This window comes from Asanoa sp. WMMD1127 (genome assembly GCF_029626225.1).
GTDB lineage: Bacteria > Actinomycetota > Actinomycetes > Mycobacteriales > Micromonosporaceae > Asanoa.
This window is the reverse complement of sequence record NZ_JARUBP010000001.1, coordinates 236,779-253,210: the sequence shown is the minus strand read 5'-3', so window position 1 is coordinate 253,210 and position 16,432 is coordinate 236,779. Positions and strand designations below refer to the sequence as shown.

Genomic DNA, 16,432 nt, shown 5'->3' with positions numbered 1-16,432 from the left:
GACGGGACGGGCTCCGCCACACGTGTCCTACCGGCGCTCAGCCCGTCACGGCACCGATCACCACGTTGCCGCGGCCGACGACCGCGCCCTCGTCGGTGACGATTCGCAACTCCCCTGAAAGCTCCCGGCCCGGGGCCGGCGCGGCCAGCGCGGTGACCGTGCCGCTGATCGTCGTCGAGCCGCCGTAGGCGAGGTCGACCACCGTCGCCGGCGCTGACACCGCTCCGAGCGAGCTGGAGTAGAACACGTCGCGGTAGTCGTACTCCGTGGTCCCCGCGGGAACCGCGTAGCCGACGACCTCGACCTCATAGACACCGGCGGGTGGATTGGCGATCGAAACCGCCTCCTCCGAGTCACCGTCGGCGGACTGACCCACCACGGCACCGTCGCGCCGGACCGTCAGGTCGAGGTCCGCGCTCAGGTCGCTCGGGTTGCCGATGGCGACATCGAGGCGTGACGCGCCCGCCGGCACCTCGACCTCGTAGGTCTGCACCGCCTCCTCGGCGATGCTCGGCCGGCTCACCCGGGCGCTGCCCAGCGGGCCACCCTGCCCCGACACCCGGATCGGGCCGTACCGGTTCTGCACGGTCCACGTCACCGGGGTGGCCGCGCCGGCAGCCACTGACGGCAGTTCGAGGTCGGCGGGATCCACCGCCACCCCCTGGATACGGGCCGTGAGCTGGAACGGGTTCTCCAGCGACGGCGAGGTCCGGCGCGATTCGACCTCGAGCTCCCAGACGCCCGGGATCGGGTCCTCATAGGACCGCTCCGATGGCTTGCAGGCGGCCGGATCGGAGTAGTTGGTGTAGCAGGAAGGACTGCCGGTGTCGTCCACCGGCACACCCCAGGGGTTGATCGCGATGAACCGCGTCTGCGACCCGGTCGCGATGCCGGAGAGGTTGACCTGCAGGGCCTTCGCGCCCTCGGGCACCGCGACGAAGTAGGAGGTGTATCCGTTGCGGTCCACCGATCCGCTCGTGGAGAAGCGGAACTCCTTCTTCGTCGGCACGTTGGCGATCACCACGGTGTTGAGGAACTCGAAGTCGACGGCCGGTGTCTTCGGGTCGTCGACCTGCATGATCGCGCTGTGCACGCCCTCGCCGCCGCGGGTCTCGACGGTGAACGTCACCGTCTTGTTCAGCGGCAGGATCAGGTTCTTCGGCGCGTTGCGGTAGAACCCGTCGTCGCCGACCCAGCGGACGGCGTGCTTGATGTCGCCCTTCGGGCCGGTCGTGCGGGTGACCTTCACGGTGTAGGACTTCTTGGCGTTGGGCCGTTGCCCGCCCTCGCTGGGCGCGCACCGGTTGTAGATGCCGTCGCCCTTGTCGGGCGTGGCCAGGAAGTCCGAGATCGGCGTGCACACGGGTGCGTGCACGTCGTAGGACCGGGTCTCGAGCGGGCTCTGCGCCAGCAGGTCCCACGCGCCCGGCACGTCGAGCTGACCGTCGCCCTGCGCGTAGGCGGGCACACCGTCGATCCACGACGCCGACGACACGATCGCCCGGCGCAGCGCCGCTGGGGTCACGGCCTTGTCGGTCGCCTTCGCCGCGGACAGCAGCAGCGCGACACCGCCGGCCGCCTGGGGCGACGCCATCGACGTACCGTTGATCATCTGGTAGCCCGGCGGCAGCCCGTAGCCGGCCTCCGGCACCGCGACACCCGGCTGCCAGAGCGGCGTGGTGGAGATCGCCGAACCGGGCGCCGCGATCGTCGGCGCGAGACCGCCGTCCTCGCGCGGTCCGCGGGACGAGAAGTTGAACAGCTGGTACGGGGTCCGCGTGACCGAACCGTAGTTGGCCAGCCAGGTCTCCTTGCTGATGCTCGCCGCCACGCTGATGACGTCGTCGGCGACACCAGGGTCGCCGACGGTGTTGACACCGGGACCGTCGTTGCCGGCCGAGAAGACGAGCTGCACGCCGTAGTCACTGATCAGCCGCTGGTAGAGCTGACCGCGGGCGTTGTTGCCGTCGTTGAGCGCCGGCAGGCCGCCGATCGACATGTTGACGACGTCGACGTGCCGGTTGACGACCAGGTCCACCATGCCGTCGGTCAGCGCGGCCGCGGTGCAGCCGCCACCCCAGGAACAGGCGCGGGCCGACACGAGCTTCGCGCCCGGCGCCTGGCCGTCCAGGTTGTCGTTGCCGAACATGTCGTTGGCGGCGGTGATCCCCGCGACGTGCGAGCCGTGCTGGTCCTCGATGATGCCGATGTTGACGAAGTCGGCCACGCCCGGCAGCCCGGCCGGGGTGACGTCGACGTCCTCGCGGTACTCGACGACGAATGGCATCTGCTCGCGCACCGCGGTGGCCGGGTTGTCGGTGCCGAAGTGTCCAACCTGGAAGTTCTCCGCGTACGGCCGCATCGCGCCGCCGTCGTTGGTGAAGTCCCGGTCCTGGTTGACGTCGACCCAGATGTCGTGGCTGGCCGGGTCGTAGAGCACGCCGAACAGGTCGGCGGTGTCACCGTCGCGGTTGACGTCGCCGCCCGGCGCGCTGCCCGCCGTGATGGCCTCGTTGAACCGGTTGACCTTGAAGGCGCCGGCACGCGGCGCCGTCCACTGCTGGCCCTGGTAGCTGAACGAGGGCCCCGCGACATCGGTCAGCATGGCCCGCCACGTGCCGTCCCCGTCGAAGAGGGGGTCGGTGGCGGTGAACCAGTCGACGATTTTCCGCTCGCCGGTGGAGGTGGTCTGCAGCGCCGGGTTGTCGAGGTCCACGCCGGCGTCCATGATGCCGATGGTGACGCCACGGCCGTCCCACTGCGGGTGCGCCTGCTTGAAGGCGACCGATCCGGTCTCGCCGGTCGGCATGTAGGGGTTGTCGGCGGGCGTGTCCGCACCGGGCGGTCCGGCCGTCGCCGCCTGCGCCGCGACCTTGGCGCGCGCGGCGGTGGGCTCGGGCTCGGGCAGCGGAATGACCTCGTTGAGGTCGACGGCGGCGACCCCGGGCAGCTTGGCGGCGGGGATCACGGCGGCGGTGGGCACGCTGGCCCGGACGTAGCCGACCGAGTCGACCCGCTTGGCGACCGTCGCGCCGAGCTTCTTCAGCCCGGCGGCCACCTTCGCCGACTCGCCCTTGTCGGTGGCGACGATCAGCATCACGGTCTTCGCACGCTTGGCGCGCGCTTCCGCCAGGAGCTCGAGGTCGTGGGCGCCGAGAGTGTCCACGGTGCTCTCCTTGAGAGCGTGACTGTCGGCGCCGGGATCGGCGGTGGCCGCCGGCACGCCGACGGCGAGCGTCGACAGGCCCGTCATGAGGACTGTCGCGAGGAGACCGGCAGCCACGCGCCGTCTCCGGTTCTGGGGGTTGGTCACGTCTGGTTCCTCCGAGGGGAGAACGCCCTGCGACACAGGGGCGTGTGACGCATCTTTCGCTCGCGGAGCGATAGCTGTCACTACCAGGTATTTCCTCGAGACCGTCTCGTGACATTAGACATTGTGCATCTGTGCAAAAGGCGGCCAGGCCATCGGCGCTATTGGGACGAATCAGCTTCCGGCGCGTTGCCTGACCACATCGGACGGCCGGCTTCTCGGTCTGGTCGCATGGCGACCCACGGACGGTCTGCGGCTGAGCACCGCGCAAACAAATGAGGCGGGGACCGAAACTCAACGTTCCGGTGCCCGCCCAAACAAGCTTTGGTGCGCCGCCAGGGACTCGAACCCCGAACCCGCGGATTAAGAGTCCGCTGCTCTGCCAGTTGAGCTAGCGGCGCTCGATCGGCAACGAGAGGTACGTTAGCACGCCCCTCCGCCCGTCCTCCAACTGGTGGCGGTGGGTCTGCGGTGGTCCATCGCGAGCAGATAGAGTGTCGTCGTTCCGCCGAAATGCCGTCAAACCTCCACTCAGAGTGCCAAAGGGCCGCTGAGCAGGGGTTACTTCGGACAAATGGCCACGACTGGGTGGTTCCGACCGGTTCGGGACTCAGGGATAGCCGTGTGGCTGAGGCGGGGATGGACGGCATCTGGCACCCTGCCGGATCGAGGTACATAGCGGGTGTGGCTGGGGCACGATGACCCCAAGGTTGCGAGGAACGGGGACATCATGAGCCGGTTCGTGACACGTCGAGCAGCCAAGATCGCCGCCGCACTCGCGGTCGCGGCGTTAGCCCTTTCCGCGTGCGGTGGTGACAACACGCAAGGGCCCGCCTTCGTGGCGCCCAAGGTCAACGCGACGCCGTCGCCCACCACCCCGGCAATCCCGTTCGAGTTCTCGATCACGCCGGCTGACAAGAAGAAGGACCTGCCGGTCAGCACCGAGATCGGCACAAAGGTAAGCGGCGGCGAGGTCACCAGCGTCACCCTGACCGACAAGTCCGGCAAGTCGGTCAAGGGCAACCTGCGCGACGACAAGTCGTCCTGGGTGCCGAGCGCGCCGCTGAAGTACGACATGAGCTACACCGCGACCGTCGTGGCCACCAGCGCCGCCGGCCAGGCCGAGACGAAGAAGATCAGCTTCTCGACCCGCGGCCGGTCCGGCAACGACATCGGCTCGGGCCTCTACCTCTTCGACGGCAAGACGTACGGCGTCGCCATGCCCGTCGTCGTCGAGTTCAGCCCTGGCATCCCGAAGAAGGACCGGGCCGCCGTACAACGTCGGCTCTTCGTGCAGACCGACCCGCCGCAGCCCGGTGTCTGGCACTGGGTCAGCAGCGGCACGCAGGCCTACTACCGCGCGCCGGACTACTGGCAGGCCGGCACGAAGATCACGGTGCGGGCGGCGCTCGAGGGCATCCCGCTGTCCAACGGACGCGTGGGCGACCAGGACCGCAAGGCGACGGCCAAGATCGGCGACAAGTTCGTCATGAAGGTCGACAACAAGACCAAGAAGATGCAGGTCCTCAAGAACGACAAGCTGGTCAAGACGTTCCCGGTCAGCCTGGGCAAGCCGAGCACCCCGTCGTCCAGCGGCACGATGATCGTGATGGACAAGCAGGAGCACACGATCTTCGACACGTTCGCGGAGCTGGGCCCGGAGGAGGGCTACCGCACCGAGATCGACTTCGCGCAGCGGCTCACCTGGGGCGGCGAGTTCATCCACTCGGCCCCGTGGTCCGTCGGCGACCAGGGCGTACGCAACGTCTCCCACGGTTGCGTCAACCTCGCGCCCGGCAACGCGAGCTGGTTGTTCGGCCAGACGAAGGTCGGTGACCCGATCACGATCAAGGGCACGGAGCGCAAGCTCGAGGCCGGCAACGGCTGGACAGCCTGGAACCTGTCCTGGTCGGACTACATCAAGGGCAGCGCGCTGCCGGTTCCCGCCGCCCTGAAGGGCTCGCCCGCCACCGCCACCCCGACACCGACGGCCACCGATTAACGCCCTTTTCGGGTACCGTTGCTGCGCCCGATCGTTCGTACACTCGTCTGGCGTGTTCCCGCACACGGCACGAAACCGTGACGTGTCCCGAAGCGTCTTTGGGGCAACATGACTGCGGACCACGGACTTGATGAGGGGATCTCATGGTGAGCAGCCGAGGGCACCACCCCGGTCGCCGACGCGCCGTCGTGCTGGCAGCCGCCGTGATGGCCGCATTGCTGTCTGTGACCGCCGCGTGCAGCAAGGGCAACGACAGCTCCTGGCAGGACGGTGCCCAACCCGGCTCGTCCCAGCCGGCCGAGCCCGACACCAAGGCCAAGGCGACGATCAGCGAGCCGGCGGCCGACGCCAACAACGTGCCCGCGTCCACCGCGATCGCCTTCGAGACCACCGACGCGGTCGAGACCGCCGTCGAGGTCAAGTCGGCCGACGGCGAAGAGGTCGAGGGCAACCTGTCCGCCGACAAGAAGAGCTGGCTGCCGACCGGCGCGCTCGACTGGGGCAAGACCTACACGGCGACGGTGAGCGCGACCGGCGACGACGGCAAGACCGCCACCGCCGAGAGCACGTTCACGGTGATGAAGAAGCCGGGCAACACCGTCGCCGTCAGCAGCTTCCTGGGCGACGGCGCGGTGGTCGGCGTCGGCATGCCGATGATCGTCAAGTTCGGCAAGGCGATCCCGCAGGGCGACCGCGCCGACGTGCAGCGCCGGATGAAGGTCACCGCCGAGCCGGCGCAGGAGGGCACCTGGGCCTGGATCAGCCCGACCGAGATCCACTTCCGGCCCAAGGAGTTCTGGAAGGCCAACACCAAGGTCCACTACAAGCTGCAGACCGGCGGCCTGCCCCTGGGCAACGGCTCCTACCTGCGCAACGACCTCACCGTCGACCTCAAGATCGGCCCGGCGCTGGTGATGACGGTCGACAACAGGACCAAGCGGATGACGGTCACCAAGGACGGCAAGGTCATCCGTACGATCAAGGTCAGCCTCGGCAAGAAGGCCACCCCGTCGTCGAGCGGCACGATGATCGTGATCGAGAAGAAGCGCGAAACCGTCTTCGACACGTTCGAGGAGCTCGGCCCGGAAGAGGGCTACCGCACCGACATCGACTTCGCGCAACGCCTGACCTGGGGCGGCGAGTTCATCCACGCGGCGCCGTGGTCCGAGGGCCAACAGGGCTCGGTCAACGTCTCACACGGCTGCGTCAACGTCTCGATGAAAGACGGCGAATGGCTCTTCGGCCAGACCCGCATCGGCGACCCGATCACCGTCAAAGGCACGGAACGCAAACTCCAGAACGGCAACGGCTGGACCGACTGGAACATGTCGTTCGCCGAATACGCCGAACTGAGCGCGATTCCCCTTTCCGACCAATAGAGCAACCTCCAAGGCCGGTCCCGGGTTCGCGGTGGTCCGGACCGTCGCTCCCGCCGGGGACCGGGCCGGCCCTGGGGGGCCGACCCTGCCAGGCTCGCGGTGCTGCGCTCTTAGATCTTTGCTTGCGTCGGCCTTCGGCCGTCTGTGTCAAAATCCGCGGTCCGCGGGGGGCCCTGACGTATTGGCGCGTCGGGCCTTGGGTGGACGTGCCGGTCCGCGGTGGCACGCCCTGACGTCTTGCCGTGTCGGGCCTCGGGCCAGCGTGCCGGTCCGCGGGAAACACCCTGACGTCTTGCCGCGTCAGGGCGTGCCCGGTCCGTGTCAGTCCGCGGCGACGCGCGCTGATGCCTGCCACGTCGAGCCTGGCAGGCGTGCCCAGTCCGCGCTGGTCCGCGGTGGCACGCTGATGTCTTGCCGCGTCGGCCTTGGGCCGGGCGTGCCGGTTCGTGGCGGCGGGCGGCCTGCGCCGGGCTGCGCCGGGTCGTTTGGCGCGGCGTAGGTGCGTGAAAGTAAAGCGTCGGTGTTAGGTTGCGGTTCTGGGCGAAAGGGCGGGGGACCCATGACATCGAGCTGGTTGGCGGACCGCTTCGGGTCGCATGCCGAGGCGGTGGTGCGTGAGGTGCCGGCGGCGATCGCGGCCGCGGTGGTTCGCCAGATGGACGCGCATGCGGCCGCGGGTCTGCACACCCTGCACGCCTTCGGCGGCGCGTGGCCCGCGCAGCACGAGGAGCTCGTTCGGCGCCTGGCGCCGCTCGACGGCGCCGAGATCGTTCATCCGCGTGGGTCCGCCATGCACCTCGTGCTGCTCAACGGCTGTCTGCTCGTGCCGTTCCGCTACGCCGAGGATTCGTCGAGCCTGACCGACCCGCGCGTCGCCCGGAAGCTCAACAAGACGCGGCGGGAGCTGCTCGGCCAGTTCGGCTCCGACGCCGGGCCCGCTCAGCCGACGCTGTCCGACGTGCTGTTTCCCCCGGCGGCGGCCGGGGAAGCGGAGCCGCGGCTGCTCGGCGACGCCGAGCCGGCCGCCATCGTGCTCGTCGTGTTCGCGGCCAACGAGCAGTCGGGCCTCCTGAAGGTCGGTCTGGCCGACGCCGCGCTGGCCGAGGGCGAGCTGCTCTGGCGCCACGTCGAATGGCTGCCACTGCCCGGCGACGAGAAGCCCGTCGCCGTCGGCGAGGCTCCGCGGATGGCCCGATTCGACGACGCGCCGCTGCCGATCCCGTCGCTCGACCCGGTTCCGCTGCCGCGCACCGCGGATGAGTGAGCGGGCCCGGCTCGCCTACGCGGCCGGCGGCGCCCGCGGGTCGTGGACGGCGGCGTCCGTGGCGCAGATCTTCGACCCGGCGCGGCTGACCCAGGCCCGCCACCTGGCCGGCCGCACGAAGCGCGAGGTCGCCGCCGCCATCGGGGTGACGCCGGCCGCCGTCGGTCAGTACGAGGCCGGTACCCGCCCCCGGCCCGACCTCATCGAGCCGCTCGCCGGCTACCTGGGCGTGCCGATCCAGTTCCTGGCGGCCGGACGGCCGCACGCCAAGCTCGACGCGTCCGCGGCGCACTTCCGGCACCTGCGCTCCACGCGCTCCTACCAGCGGGCGAAGGCCGTCGCCCTGGTGGAGCAGCTTTGGGAGCTGACCCACGCCTTGGAGCAGCGGGTACGCCTTCCGCAGGTCGACGTGCCCACCGGCACCGAGGCGGAGCTGCCGGCGGACGCGGCCCGGGCCCTGCGTCGGCACTGGAACCTGGGCACCGGCCCGATCCCGCACCTGGTGCGCACCCTGGAGACACGTGGCGTCGTCGTCGCCCTGGCCCCGCTGGCCGACGGCGACGTGGCCACCGTCGACGCGTTCTCGACCTCACACCTGCCGCGCCCCACGATGGTGGTCACCCGCGACCGGGCGGACGACGTCTACTGGCACCGGTTCACGGTGGCGCACGAGCTCGGCCACATCGTCATGCACGGTGACGCGATCCCCGGCGACACCGCCCAGGAGCGGGCGGCCGACGCCTTCGCCGCGGAGTTCCTCACGCCGCGCGCCAGCATCCTCCCGGCCCTGCCCGCCCGCCTCAACTTCACGGCGCTCGCCGACCTGCAGCAGGTGTGGGGCGTCTCCATCAACAGCCTGCTCTACCGCTGCCGAGAGCTCGGCCTGTACTCCGACTCGACCGCCGCCCGCGGCTACCGCCGCCTGGACCGCCTGCGCGCGGAAGGCGCCTTTCCGGCCCAGTCGATCTCCGGCTTCGAAGGCGAACGGCCGGCCCTGCTGGCCCGCGCCTTCGACGTTGCCGCCGGGCACGGCCTGACGTTGGCCGCCCTGGGCGTCCAACTCGCTTGGCCACTGCACCGGGTCCGCGAACTACTCGGCATGACCGACCGGCGCCCGGAACTACGGCTCGTGTGAAGCTCGTCCCGCCGGGCCCCGGGCGTCTCAGGACTCGAGCAGGGCGCCCCGCACCGAGGGCCAGGAGCGGAGGACCTCGGCCACGTCCGGCGGAGCGGCCGCGACCGCGTCCGCATGGGCGCGGGACAACGTCTCGTCGATGACGACGACCCGGCCGCTGTCCGCGGATTCGACCGCGCACAGGACCATCGCGAGGCTCAGCACGTTGCGATGGACCGACGTGGCCGGTCGGGTGCCCGCCCCCAGCGCCTCGACGAACGACGCCAGCGAAGCGCCGATGGTCTCCAGCAGCGTTGACGAAGGAGCGCCCTCGCCGTCCCAGACCGCTGTGCCGCCCTCCGCCACGGCCCGCCAGCTGCCGTTCCACGACGTCTCCTGGCCAGCGGCACACCACGACGCCGTGTACGAGTACCGCGCCCCCGAAGCGAAGCGGAACAAGGCGTTGGCCGAGGCGGCGCCGGCGTACCAGCTCCACGGCGGGTTCCACGCGTCGCAGAAGACCGACACCGGCTCGTCGGACAGCAGATAGCGCGCCGTGTCGAACGGGTGGATGGCCATGTCGAGCAGCAACGGGTGCGGCATCGTCTCGCGGAAGCCGCCGAAGTGCGGCGCGCGATAGAACGACGTGTGCAGCGCGCCCACCGTGCCGAGAGCGTCGACCTCGGTCTTGAAATCCGCCAGCGACCGCTCGTAGCGGCGGGACTGGCTGATCACGAACGGCGTACCCGTCAGCGACGACAGCGCCGCCAGCGTCAGGGCCTCCGGCAGCGTCGCCGCGAGCGGCTTCTCGCCCAGCACCGGCAGGCCGAGCCGCAACGCCTCCGTCGTCACCGCGAAGTGGGCGGCCGGCACCGTCGCGTCGACGACGAAGTCCGCGCCGGCAGCCACCGCGGTCAGGCTCGTCGCCGATGGCACCGCGCCGGCGGCCGCGCGGGCCGCTGCGGCCTCGTCGAGGTCGACCACCGCGGCCAGCAACACGTCCGGGCTCGCCGCGATCGCCGCGAGCCACTCGGCCCCCATCGCTCCGGCGCCGACGAGGACCGCGCGCATCATTCGAACCAGCCGGGGGCGGCGTACGCGATGGGGGTCTGCTCCCGTGGTCCCGACGGCGCCGCCCAGACCGCCGCGTTGGCGATGACCTGCCGCACGCCGGCGTGGTGGTAGACGGGGTAGTCCTGGTCGCCCGGGCTGAAGTAGAAGACCCGGCCCCGGCCGCGGCGCCACGCGCAGCCGCTGCGGAACACCTCACCGCCGCTGAACGAGCTGACGAACACGAGCTCGTCGGGCGCGGGGATGTCGAAGAACTCGCCGTACATCTCCTGGCGGTCGATGACCAGCGGGCTCGGCACGCCGGCCGCGACCGGGTGGGTCGGGTCGACCGTCCAGACCAGCTCCCGGTCGTCGCCGTTGCGCCAGCGCAGCGCGCAGCTCGTGCCCATCAACCGCTTGAAGATCTTCGACCAGTGGCCCGAGTGCAGCACGACCAGGCCCATGCCGGCGAGCACCTGCCGCTGCACCCGGTCGACCAGCTCGTCGGCGACCTCGTCGTGGGCCAGGTGCCCCCACCAGGTCAGCACGTCGGTCCCGGCGAGCACCTCGTCCGGCAGGCCCTGGCCGGGTGAGTCCAAAGTGGCGCATCGCACGGTCACCTCGGCCCGCGCCTGCGACCGGATGCCGTCGGCGATCGTCTCGTGCATGCCGTCGGGATAGAGCTCGGCCACGTTCGCGTCGCGCTTCTCGTGGCGGCCCTCGCCCCACACGGTCACCCGGATCGGTTCGTCACCCATCCCGGCATTCTCGGCGAGGAAGCGCCGGCACGAAAGACCGGCTCGGAAAGCTCAGCGCGCGGCCGGCCGATGGGTCAGCCGCTGCTCCAGACCGCGGAGCTTCAGCGGCGCGCCCAACCTGATCGCCTCCCGGCCCAGCAACCCGTTGATCAGCGCACCGGACGACCCGTACCAGGCGACCAGCGCCGTCAGCACCCCGAGATAGCCGCCGATCCGGACCACCTGGCCGTTGTCGACGAAGAAGCCGATGCAGAGCAGCACCTCGGTGACGCCGAGGAAGAAGAACACCCCGAACAGCGTCTCGTTGACCTGTGTCGCCCACAGCACCAGATAGAAGTTGAACAGCGCGAACGCGAGCAGGATCCACGCCAGGTCGTTGCGCTGTGCCGCCGCGCTGGCGCCAGGCGCGACGAGGGTGAAATACAGCGCCAGGCCGAGGAAGAACGCGCCGTACATCGAGAAGGCGACGGTGTTGAACAGGTTGCGATTGCGGAACGCCCACATGCCCGCGAGCAGCTGCACGAGACCGCCGGCGACGAAGCCGAAGCTCAGCCAGGCCGTCGTCCCGTTGGTCCAGCCCGCATTGAACGCGGAAAGCAGGAATGTGGACAGTGCGAACGCCGCCAACCCCATCGGCGTGGCATCGGCGACACCGCCCAGCACGCCCGACGCGGCGGAGGCCGGCTCAGGAGATGGCATGCGCGGGTCTCCGGGCCGGCCACCCATCGGCCGGTTCGGTGTCTGGTCGGTCATCGCGACCCCCTTAACGGCAGAACATGGGCAATTCCCACTATTTCACCGAGTACGGGAGCCGGCCAGCTACCGCCGCGTTACGGGACGGGATGGGCGGATGTGGCGCCGGACGCGCGTTCGGCGATCAGCACCCCCACGCCGTCCAGGATCCGGGCGAGCCCGAAGTCGAGCGCCTGGTCCTGCTGGCCGCTGCCCCGCGCGGTGCGCAGCGCGGAGTGCAACGCCGGGAACCGGTCCGCCCGCTCCTCGACGAGCGCCGCGAGCGTGTCGTCGAGCGCCACCTCCAGGTCGCCGCCCGCGGTCTGCTGGGCCAGGTTGCGCACGTGACCGACGAGCGTCACCGCCACGTCGAGCATCTCCGCGCCGTGCAGCCCAGTGCCGGTGAGCGCCGCGACCGCTTCCTCGAGCCAGGCCACCTCATTGGGTCCGACCATCCGGGCGCCCACCGCGGCCTCCAGCGCCCACGGGTGTGCGGCGAACGCCGCGAAGAGCGCGCGGGACCAGGCATCCAGCGCGGAACGCCAGTCCCGCCCCCCGGTGGCCGGCGGGCCGCCCAGCGCGCGGTCGAGCATCAGCGCGACCAGCTCCGCCTTGCCGGGCACATAGCGGTACAGCGCCATCTTGGTGACGCCGAGCTGGTCGGCGATCCGCTGCATGGTCACGGCCGCGAGCCCGTCAGCGTCGGCGATCGCGCTGCCGGCCCGGGCGATGTCGTCCAGCGTGAACGCCGGCCGGGGGCCGCGCCGGGGCCTGGCCGGTGGTTCCCACAACAGCTTGTCCATCGTCCGCCACCTTAAGGGCTTGCCGGCTTGCCAAAACTGTGTCTATCGTAAACAGCATCCAAGAGACACAGATAAGGAAGAGTCGATGAGCAACGAACTGAGCGGGTTTCGGGTCCTGGTCTCCGGCGCCGGGGTGGCCGGGCCGGCGCTGGCCTGCCGGCTGGCCGACGCGGGCGCCGAGACCACCGTCGTCGAGATCGCCCCCAAGCTGCGGGAGAGCGGCTTCGCGGTCGACTTCCGCGGCCCGACGCATCTGAAGGTGCTGGCCAAGCTCGGCATCCTCGACGAGCTCGAGGCGGTGCAGACCCATGCCGGCGCGATGCGCACCGTCGACGCCGACGGGCGCACGATCTTCGAGTTGCCGGCCGAGTTCGCCGGTGGTGACGTCGAGGTCCGGCGCCGCGACCTGAGCGCGGTGCTGCACCGGCGGTCCGCCGACCGGGTCCGCTACCTGTTCGGCGACTCGATCACCGCGCTGCGCGACGGCCGCGACGGCGTCGAAGTGCGGTTCCGCGGCGGCGGTGAAGGCACGTACGACGCGGTGGTGGGCGCCGACGGCATCCACTCGACCGTCCGTCGCCTGGCCATGGGTCCCGAGGACCGGTTCGTCAAGCACCTCGGCTATCACATCGCCGGCTGGGACATGCCCAACGACGTCGGCGCGATCCCCGTCGCCCAGCAGTACAACGTGCCCGGGCGGATGGCGAGCGTGGCAGCCGACGACCGCGACCCGACGCTGGCCGGCGCGCTGTTCGTCTGGTCCTCGGGCCCCCTCGGGGTCGGCTGGCAGGACCTCGCGGCCCAGAAACAGGCGGTCACCGCCACTTTCACCGGCCTCGGCTGGCACGTGCCCAGGCTGCTGGACGGGCTGACCGCCGCCCCCGACCTCTATTTCGACGCGATCAGCCGGGTCTCCGTGCCCACCTTGCACAGTGGACGGATCGCGCTGCTCGGCGACGCGGCCTGGGGCGTCACGCTCGGCGGCATGGGCGTCGGCACCGGCGTGGTCGGCGCCTATGTGCTCGCCGGGGAGCTGGCCCGCACCGGCGGCGACGTGCCAGCCGCATTCGCGGCCTACGAGAACCGGATGCGGTCGTACGCCGGGCGTTGGCAGAAGGGCGCGAGCCCGGGTCATTTCCTGGCGCCGGCCAGCCGGACGGGGCTGTGGCTGCGCAACACGATGTTCCGCCGCGCCGCCGTCCGCCGGCTGCTCGTCAGCAGTTCGACCGCCCTGGCCAGCGCGGCCGACCTGCCCGACTACCCGTGACGACGTGGGTTCCCCCGATCGGGGCGCGTCCGCCGGCCCTGCCGGGTCGTTAGGCCCAAGGCTGGTTGGCAGACGAACCCCGGGGGCCCGCTTTGACGTCCGTAGTTCCAAAGCCGATCGTGACGCGTCCATGGCCGGTGCGGGAACAGGTGAAGGGCAACGCGCTCAGCCGCCTGATCCGGACCACCGACGCGAAGCAGATCGGGATCCTCTACCTGACGACGAGCTTCGGGTTCTTCGTGGCCGGCGGCATCATGGCGCTGCTGATGCGCGCCGAGCTCGCCCGGCCGGGGATGCAGTTCCTCTCGCCTGAGCAGTACAACCAGCTGTTCACGATGCACGGCACGATCATGCTGCTGCTGTTCGCCACGCCGATCGTGTTCGCGTTCGCGAACTTCGTGGTGCCGTTGCAGATCGGCGCGCCGGACGTGTCGTTCCCACGGCTCAACGCGTTCGCGTACTGGCTCTATCTGTTCGGCGGCACCATGGTGCTGATCAGCTTCGCGACGCCCAGCGGGGCCGCGGACTTCGGCTGGTTCGCCTACACGCCGCTGAGCGACGTCGAGAACACCCCCGGCGTCGGCCCCAACATGTGGGTGATCGGCCTGGTCATCTCCGGCCTCGGCACGATCCTCGGCGCGGTGAACATGATCACCACCATCGTCACGCTGCGGGCGCCCGGCATGACGATGTTCCGGATGCCGATCTTCACCTGGAACATCCTGATCACCAGCGTGCTGGTCATCTTCGTGTTCCCGCTGCTGGCCGCGACGCTGTTCGCGCTCGGCGCCGACCGGATCCTCGATGCCAAGGTGTACGAGCCGTCGACCGGCGGACCCCTGCTGTGGCAGCACCTGTTCTGGTTCTTCGGCCATCCCGAGGTCTACATCGTCGCGCTGCCGTTCTTCGGCATCGTCACCGAGGTCATCCCCGTCTTCTCGCGCAAGCCGGTGTTCGGTTACAAGGGCCTCGTCGGCGCCACCGTGGCGATCGCGGCGCTGTCCATGAGCGTGTGGGCGCACCACATGTTCGCCACGGGCCAGGTGCTGCTGCCGTTCTTCAGCTTCCTCAGCTATCTGATCGCGGTGCCGACCGGCATGAAGTTCTTCAACTGGATCGGCACGATGTGGCGTGGCCAGCTCACGTTCGAGACGCCGATGCTGTTCGCGGTGGGCTTCCTCGTCACGTTCCTCCTGGGTGGACTGACGGGCGTGCTCCTGGCCAGCCCGCCGGTGGACTGGCACGTCTCCGACTCGTACTTCGTGGTCGCGCACTTCCACTACGTGCTCTTCGGCACCATCGTGTTCGCCGTCTACTCCGGTGTGTACTTCTGGTTCCCGAAGATGTTCGGGCGGATGCTCGACGACCGGCTGGGCAAGATCCACTTCTGGATGACGTTCATCGGCTTCCACACCACGTTCCTGGTGCAGCACTGGCTGGGCAACGAGGGAATGCCTCGGCGCTACGCGGACTACCGGCCGACCGACGGGTTCACCACGCTCAACGAGATCTCGACGATCGGCGCGTTCATCCTCGGCGCCTCGACGCTGCCGTTCCTCTACAACGTGTGGAAGGCGTACAAGGCCGGTCCGCTGGTGTTGGCCGACGACCCGTGGGGGCACGGCAACTCGCTGGAGTGGGCGACCTCGTCGCCGCCGCCGCTGCGCAACTTCGACCGCATGCCGCGCATCCGCTCCGAGCGGCCCGCCTTCGACGCCAAGTTCCCGGAGCTGGCCGCGGGCTCCCAGTCGATCGCCGGCCCGCCGGAGGGTGGCGCCAAGCCGTTCACCCGCGAGTCCGACGGTGGGGCCTCGTATCCGGAGGACAAACCCCGGCGCTGACCCTGACCCGCTGCCACAGCCCGCTCCCGAGCCTGGGGGCGGGCTGTCGTGCGTACGAAGACATCGAGAAATTTCGTTAGGTCTATTTACTGTTAGGTTTCTTTACCTTATGGTGGCCACCAAACGGATCGGCGTTTCTCTATGAAGTGAGGAGGACTTCATGCGTAGACGCTTCATGCTTCCGGTGCTGACAGTCGCCGCCGTGCTGGTCTCGATGTTCCTGGCCGCGCCCGCGCAGGCGCACGGCTACATCTCCTCACCGCCCAGCCGGCAGGCGATGTGCGCGCAGGGCCGGGTGGCCAACTGTGGCGACATCGTCTACGAGCCGCAGAGCGTCGAGGCGCCCAAGGGCTCGATGCAGTGCAACGGCGGCGGCAGCCGGTTCTCGGTGCTCAACGACAACAGCCGCAACTGGCCCGCGACGTCGGTCGGGCAGAGCGTGACGTTCAACTGGGTCATCACGGCCCGGCACGCCACCAGCACCTGGGAGTACTTCGTCGGCGGCAGCCGCATCGCCGTCTTCAACGACGGCGGCGCGCAGCCCGGCGCCACCAAGTCGCACAACGTGGGCCTCGGCGGCCGCACCGGCCGGTTGACCGTGCTGGCCCGCTGGAACGTCGCCGACACCAACAACGCGTTCTACGCCTGTGTCGACCTGCAGGTCGGCAGCGGTGGCGGTGGTGGGACCAACCCGCCGCCCCCGCCGCCGCCCACGTCGTGCGGCACGCCGTGGAGCGCGAGCGCGGTCTACAACGGCGGCGCGATCGTCTCCCACAACGGCCGGCGCTGGCAGGCCCAGTGGTGGACGCAGGGCGAGACGCCCGGCACCACCGGCGAGTGGGGCGTCTGGCGCGACCAGGGCGCCTGCTCGTAGGCGCTGAACGGGCCCGCGCCGCCCGATCGCTCGGACCG

At 70.1% G+C, this 16,432-nt stretch carries 12 protein-coding genes and 1 tRNA gene; 7 read left to right on the top strand and 6 right to left on the bottom strand.

Annotated elements, in window-relative coordinates; genetic code table 11:
• Positions 1 to 37: 37 nt before the first annotated feature.
• Together O7635_RS01310 and O7635_RS01305 are read right to left on the bottom strand one after the other, a co-directional pair.
• Positions 38 to 3,313 (bottom strand): S8 family serine peptidase, encoded by a 3,276-nt coding sequence (locus O7635_RS01310; RefSeq protein ID WP_278078539.1) that lies wholly within the window; start codon positions 3,311 to 3,313, stop codon positions 38 to 40.
• Positions 3,314 to 3,635: 322 nt separating this feature from the next.
• Positions 3,636 to 3,711, bottom strand: a tRNA-Lys gene (locus tag O7635_RS01305).
• A 329-nt stretch (positions 3,712 to 4,040) separates the two neighbouring features.
• Between O7635_RS01305 and O7635_RS01300 the strand changes: the two genes are divergently transcribed.
• From O7635_RS01300 to O7635_RS01285, 4 genes are all read left to right on the top strand, one after another.
• Complete coding sequence (locus tag O7635_RS01300; RefSeq protein ID WP_278078538.1) at positions 4,041 to 5,312, top strand: Ig-like domain-containing protein; 1,272 nt, start codon at positions 4,041 to 4,043, stop codon at positions 5,310 to 5,312.
• 143 nt (positions 5,313 to 5,455) lie between these two features.
• Positions 5,456 to 6,691: an Ig-like domain-containing protein gene (locus O7635_RS01295; protein WP_278078537.1), complete on the top strand. Its 1,236-nt coding sequence runs from the start codon at positions 5,456 to 5,458 to the stop codon at positions 6,689 to 6,691.
• 559 nt (positions 6,692 to 7,250) lie between these two features.
• Positions 7,251 to 7,955 (top strand): hypothetical protein, encoded by a 705-nt coding sequence (locus O7635_RS01290; RefSeq protein WP_278078536.1) that lies wholly within the window; start codon positions 7,251 to 7,253, stop codon positions 7,953 to 7,955.
• Entirely contained in the window at positions 7,948 to 9,090 is a 1,143-nt protein-coding gene (locus O7635_RS01285; protein ID WP_278078535.1) for an XRE family transcriptional regulator, read from the top strand. Before O7635_RS01290 ends, O7635_RS01285 begins: the two co-directional genes overlap by 8 nt.
• A gap of 27 nt (positions 9,091 to 9,117) precedes the next feature.
• Here the strand turns inward: O7635_RS01285 and O7635_RS01280 are convergent, their stop codons facing one another.
• The 4 genes from O7635_RS01280 to O7635_RS01265 form a co-directional block, all read right to left on the bottom strand.
• Entirely contained in the window at positions 9,118 to 10,140 is a 1,023-nt protein-coding gene (locus O7635_RS01280; RefSeq protein WP_278078534.1) for a Gfo/Idh/MocA family oxidoreductase, read from the bottom strand.
• Positions 10,140 to 10,877 (bottom strand): ThuA domain-containing protein, encoded by a 738-nt coding sequence (locus tag O7635_RS01275; RefSeq protein WP_278078533.1) that lies wholly within the window; start codon positions 10,875 to 10,877, stop codon positions 10,140 to 10,142. The genes O7635_RS01280 and O7635_RS01275 overlap by 1 nt, the downstream gene beginning before the upstream one ends.
• Before the next feature lie 51 nt (positions 10,878 to 10,928).
• Positions 10,929 to 11,630 carry an acetate uptake transporter gene (locus O7635_RS01270; RefSeq protein ID WP_278078532.1) on the bottom strand — a complete coding sequence of 234 codons (702 nt, stop codon included), beginning with the start codon at positions 11,628 to 11,630 and terminating at the stop codon, positions 10,929 to 10,931.
• Positions 11,631 to 11,707: 77 nt separating this feature from the next.
• Positions 11,708 to 12,412, bottom strand: coding sequence for a TetR/AcrR family transcriptional regulator (locus O7635_RS01265; RefSeq protein WP_278078531.1), 705 nt, complete (start codon positions 12,410 to 12,412; stop codon positions 11,708 to 11,710).
• A gap of 85 nt (positions 12,413 to 12,497) precedes the next feature.
• On the opposite strand from O7635_RS01265, the gene O7635_RS01260 reads away from it, so the two are divergent.
• The 3 genes from O7635_RS01260 (at position 12,498) to O7635_RS01250 (ending at position 16,394) form a co-directional block, all read left to right on the top strand.
• Entirely contained in the window at positions 12,498 to 13,679 is a 1,182-nt protein-coding gene (locus O7635_RS01260; RefSeq protein WP_278078530.1) for an FAD-dependent monooxygenase, read from the top strand.
• A 92-nt stretch (positions 13,680 to 13,771) separates the two neighbouring features.
• A complete protein-coding gene (gene ctaD, locus O7635_RS01255) occupies positions 13,772 to 15,520 on the top strand; it encodes a cytochrome c oxidase subunit I (RefSeq protein WP_278078529.1) in 1,749 nt (582 codons plus the stop codon).
• A gap of 160 nt (positions 15,521 to 15,680) precedes the next feature.
• The gene (locus O7635_RS01250) at positions 15,681 to 16,394 is read left to right on the top strand and encodes a lytic polysaccharide monooxygenase (protein ID WP_278078528.1); all 714 of its coding nucleotides are present in this window, start codon (positions 15,681 to 15,683) and stop codon (positions 16,392 to 16,394) included.
• Positions 16,395 to 16,432: the final 38 nt, after the last annotated feature.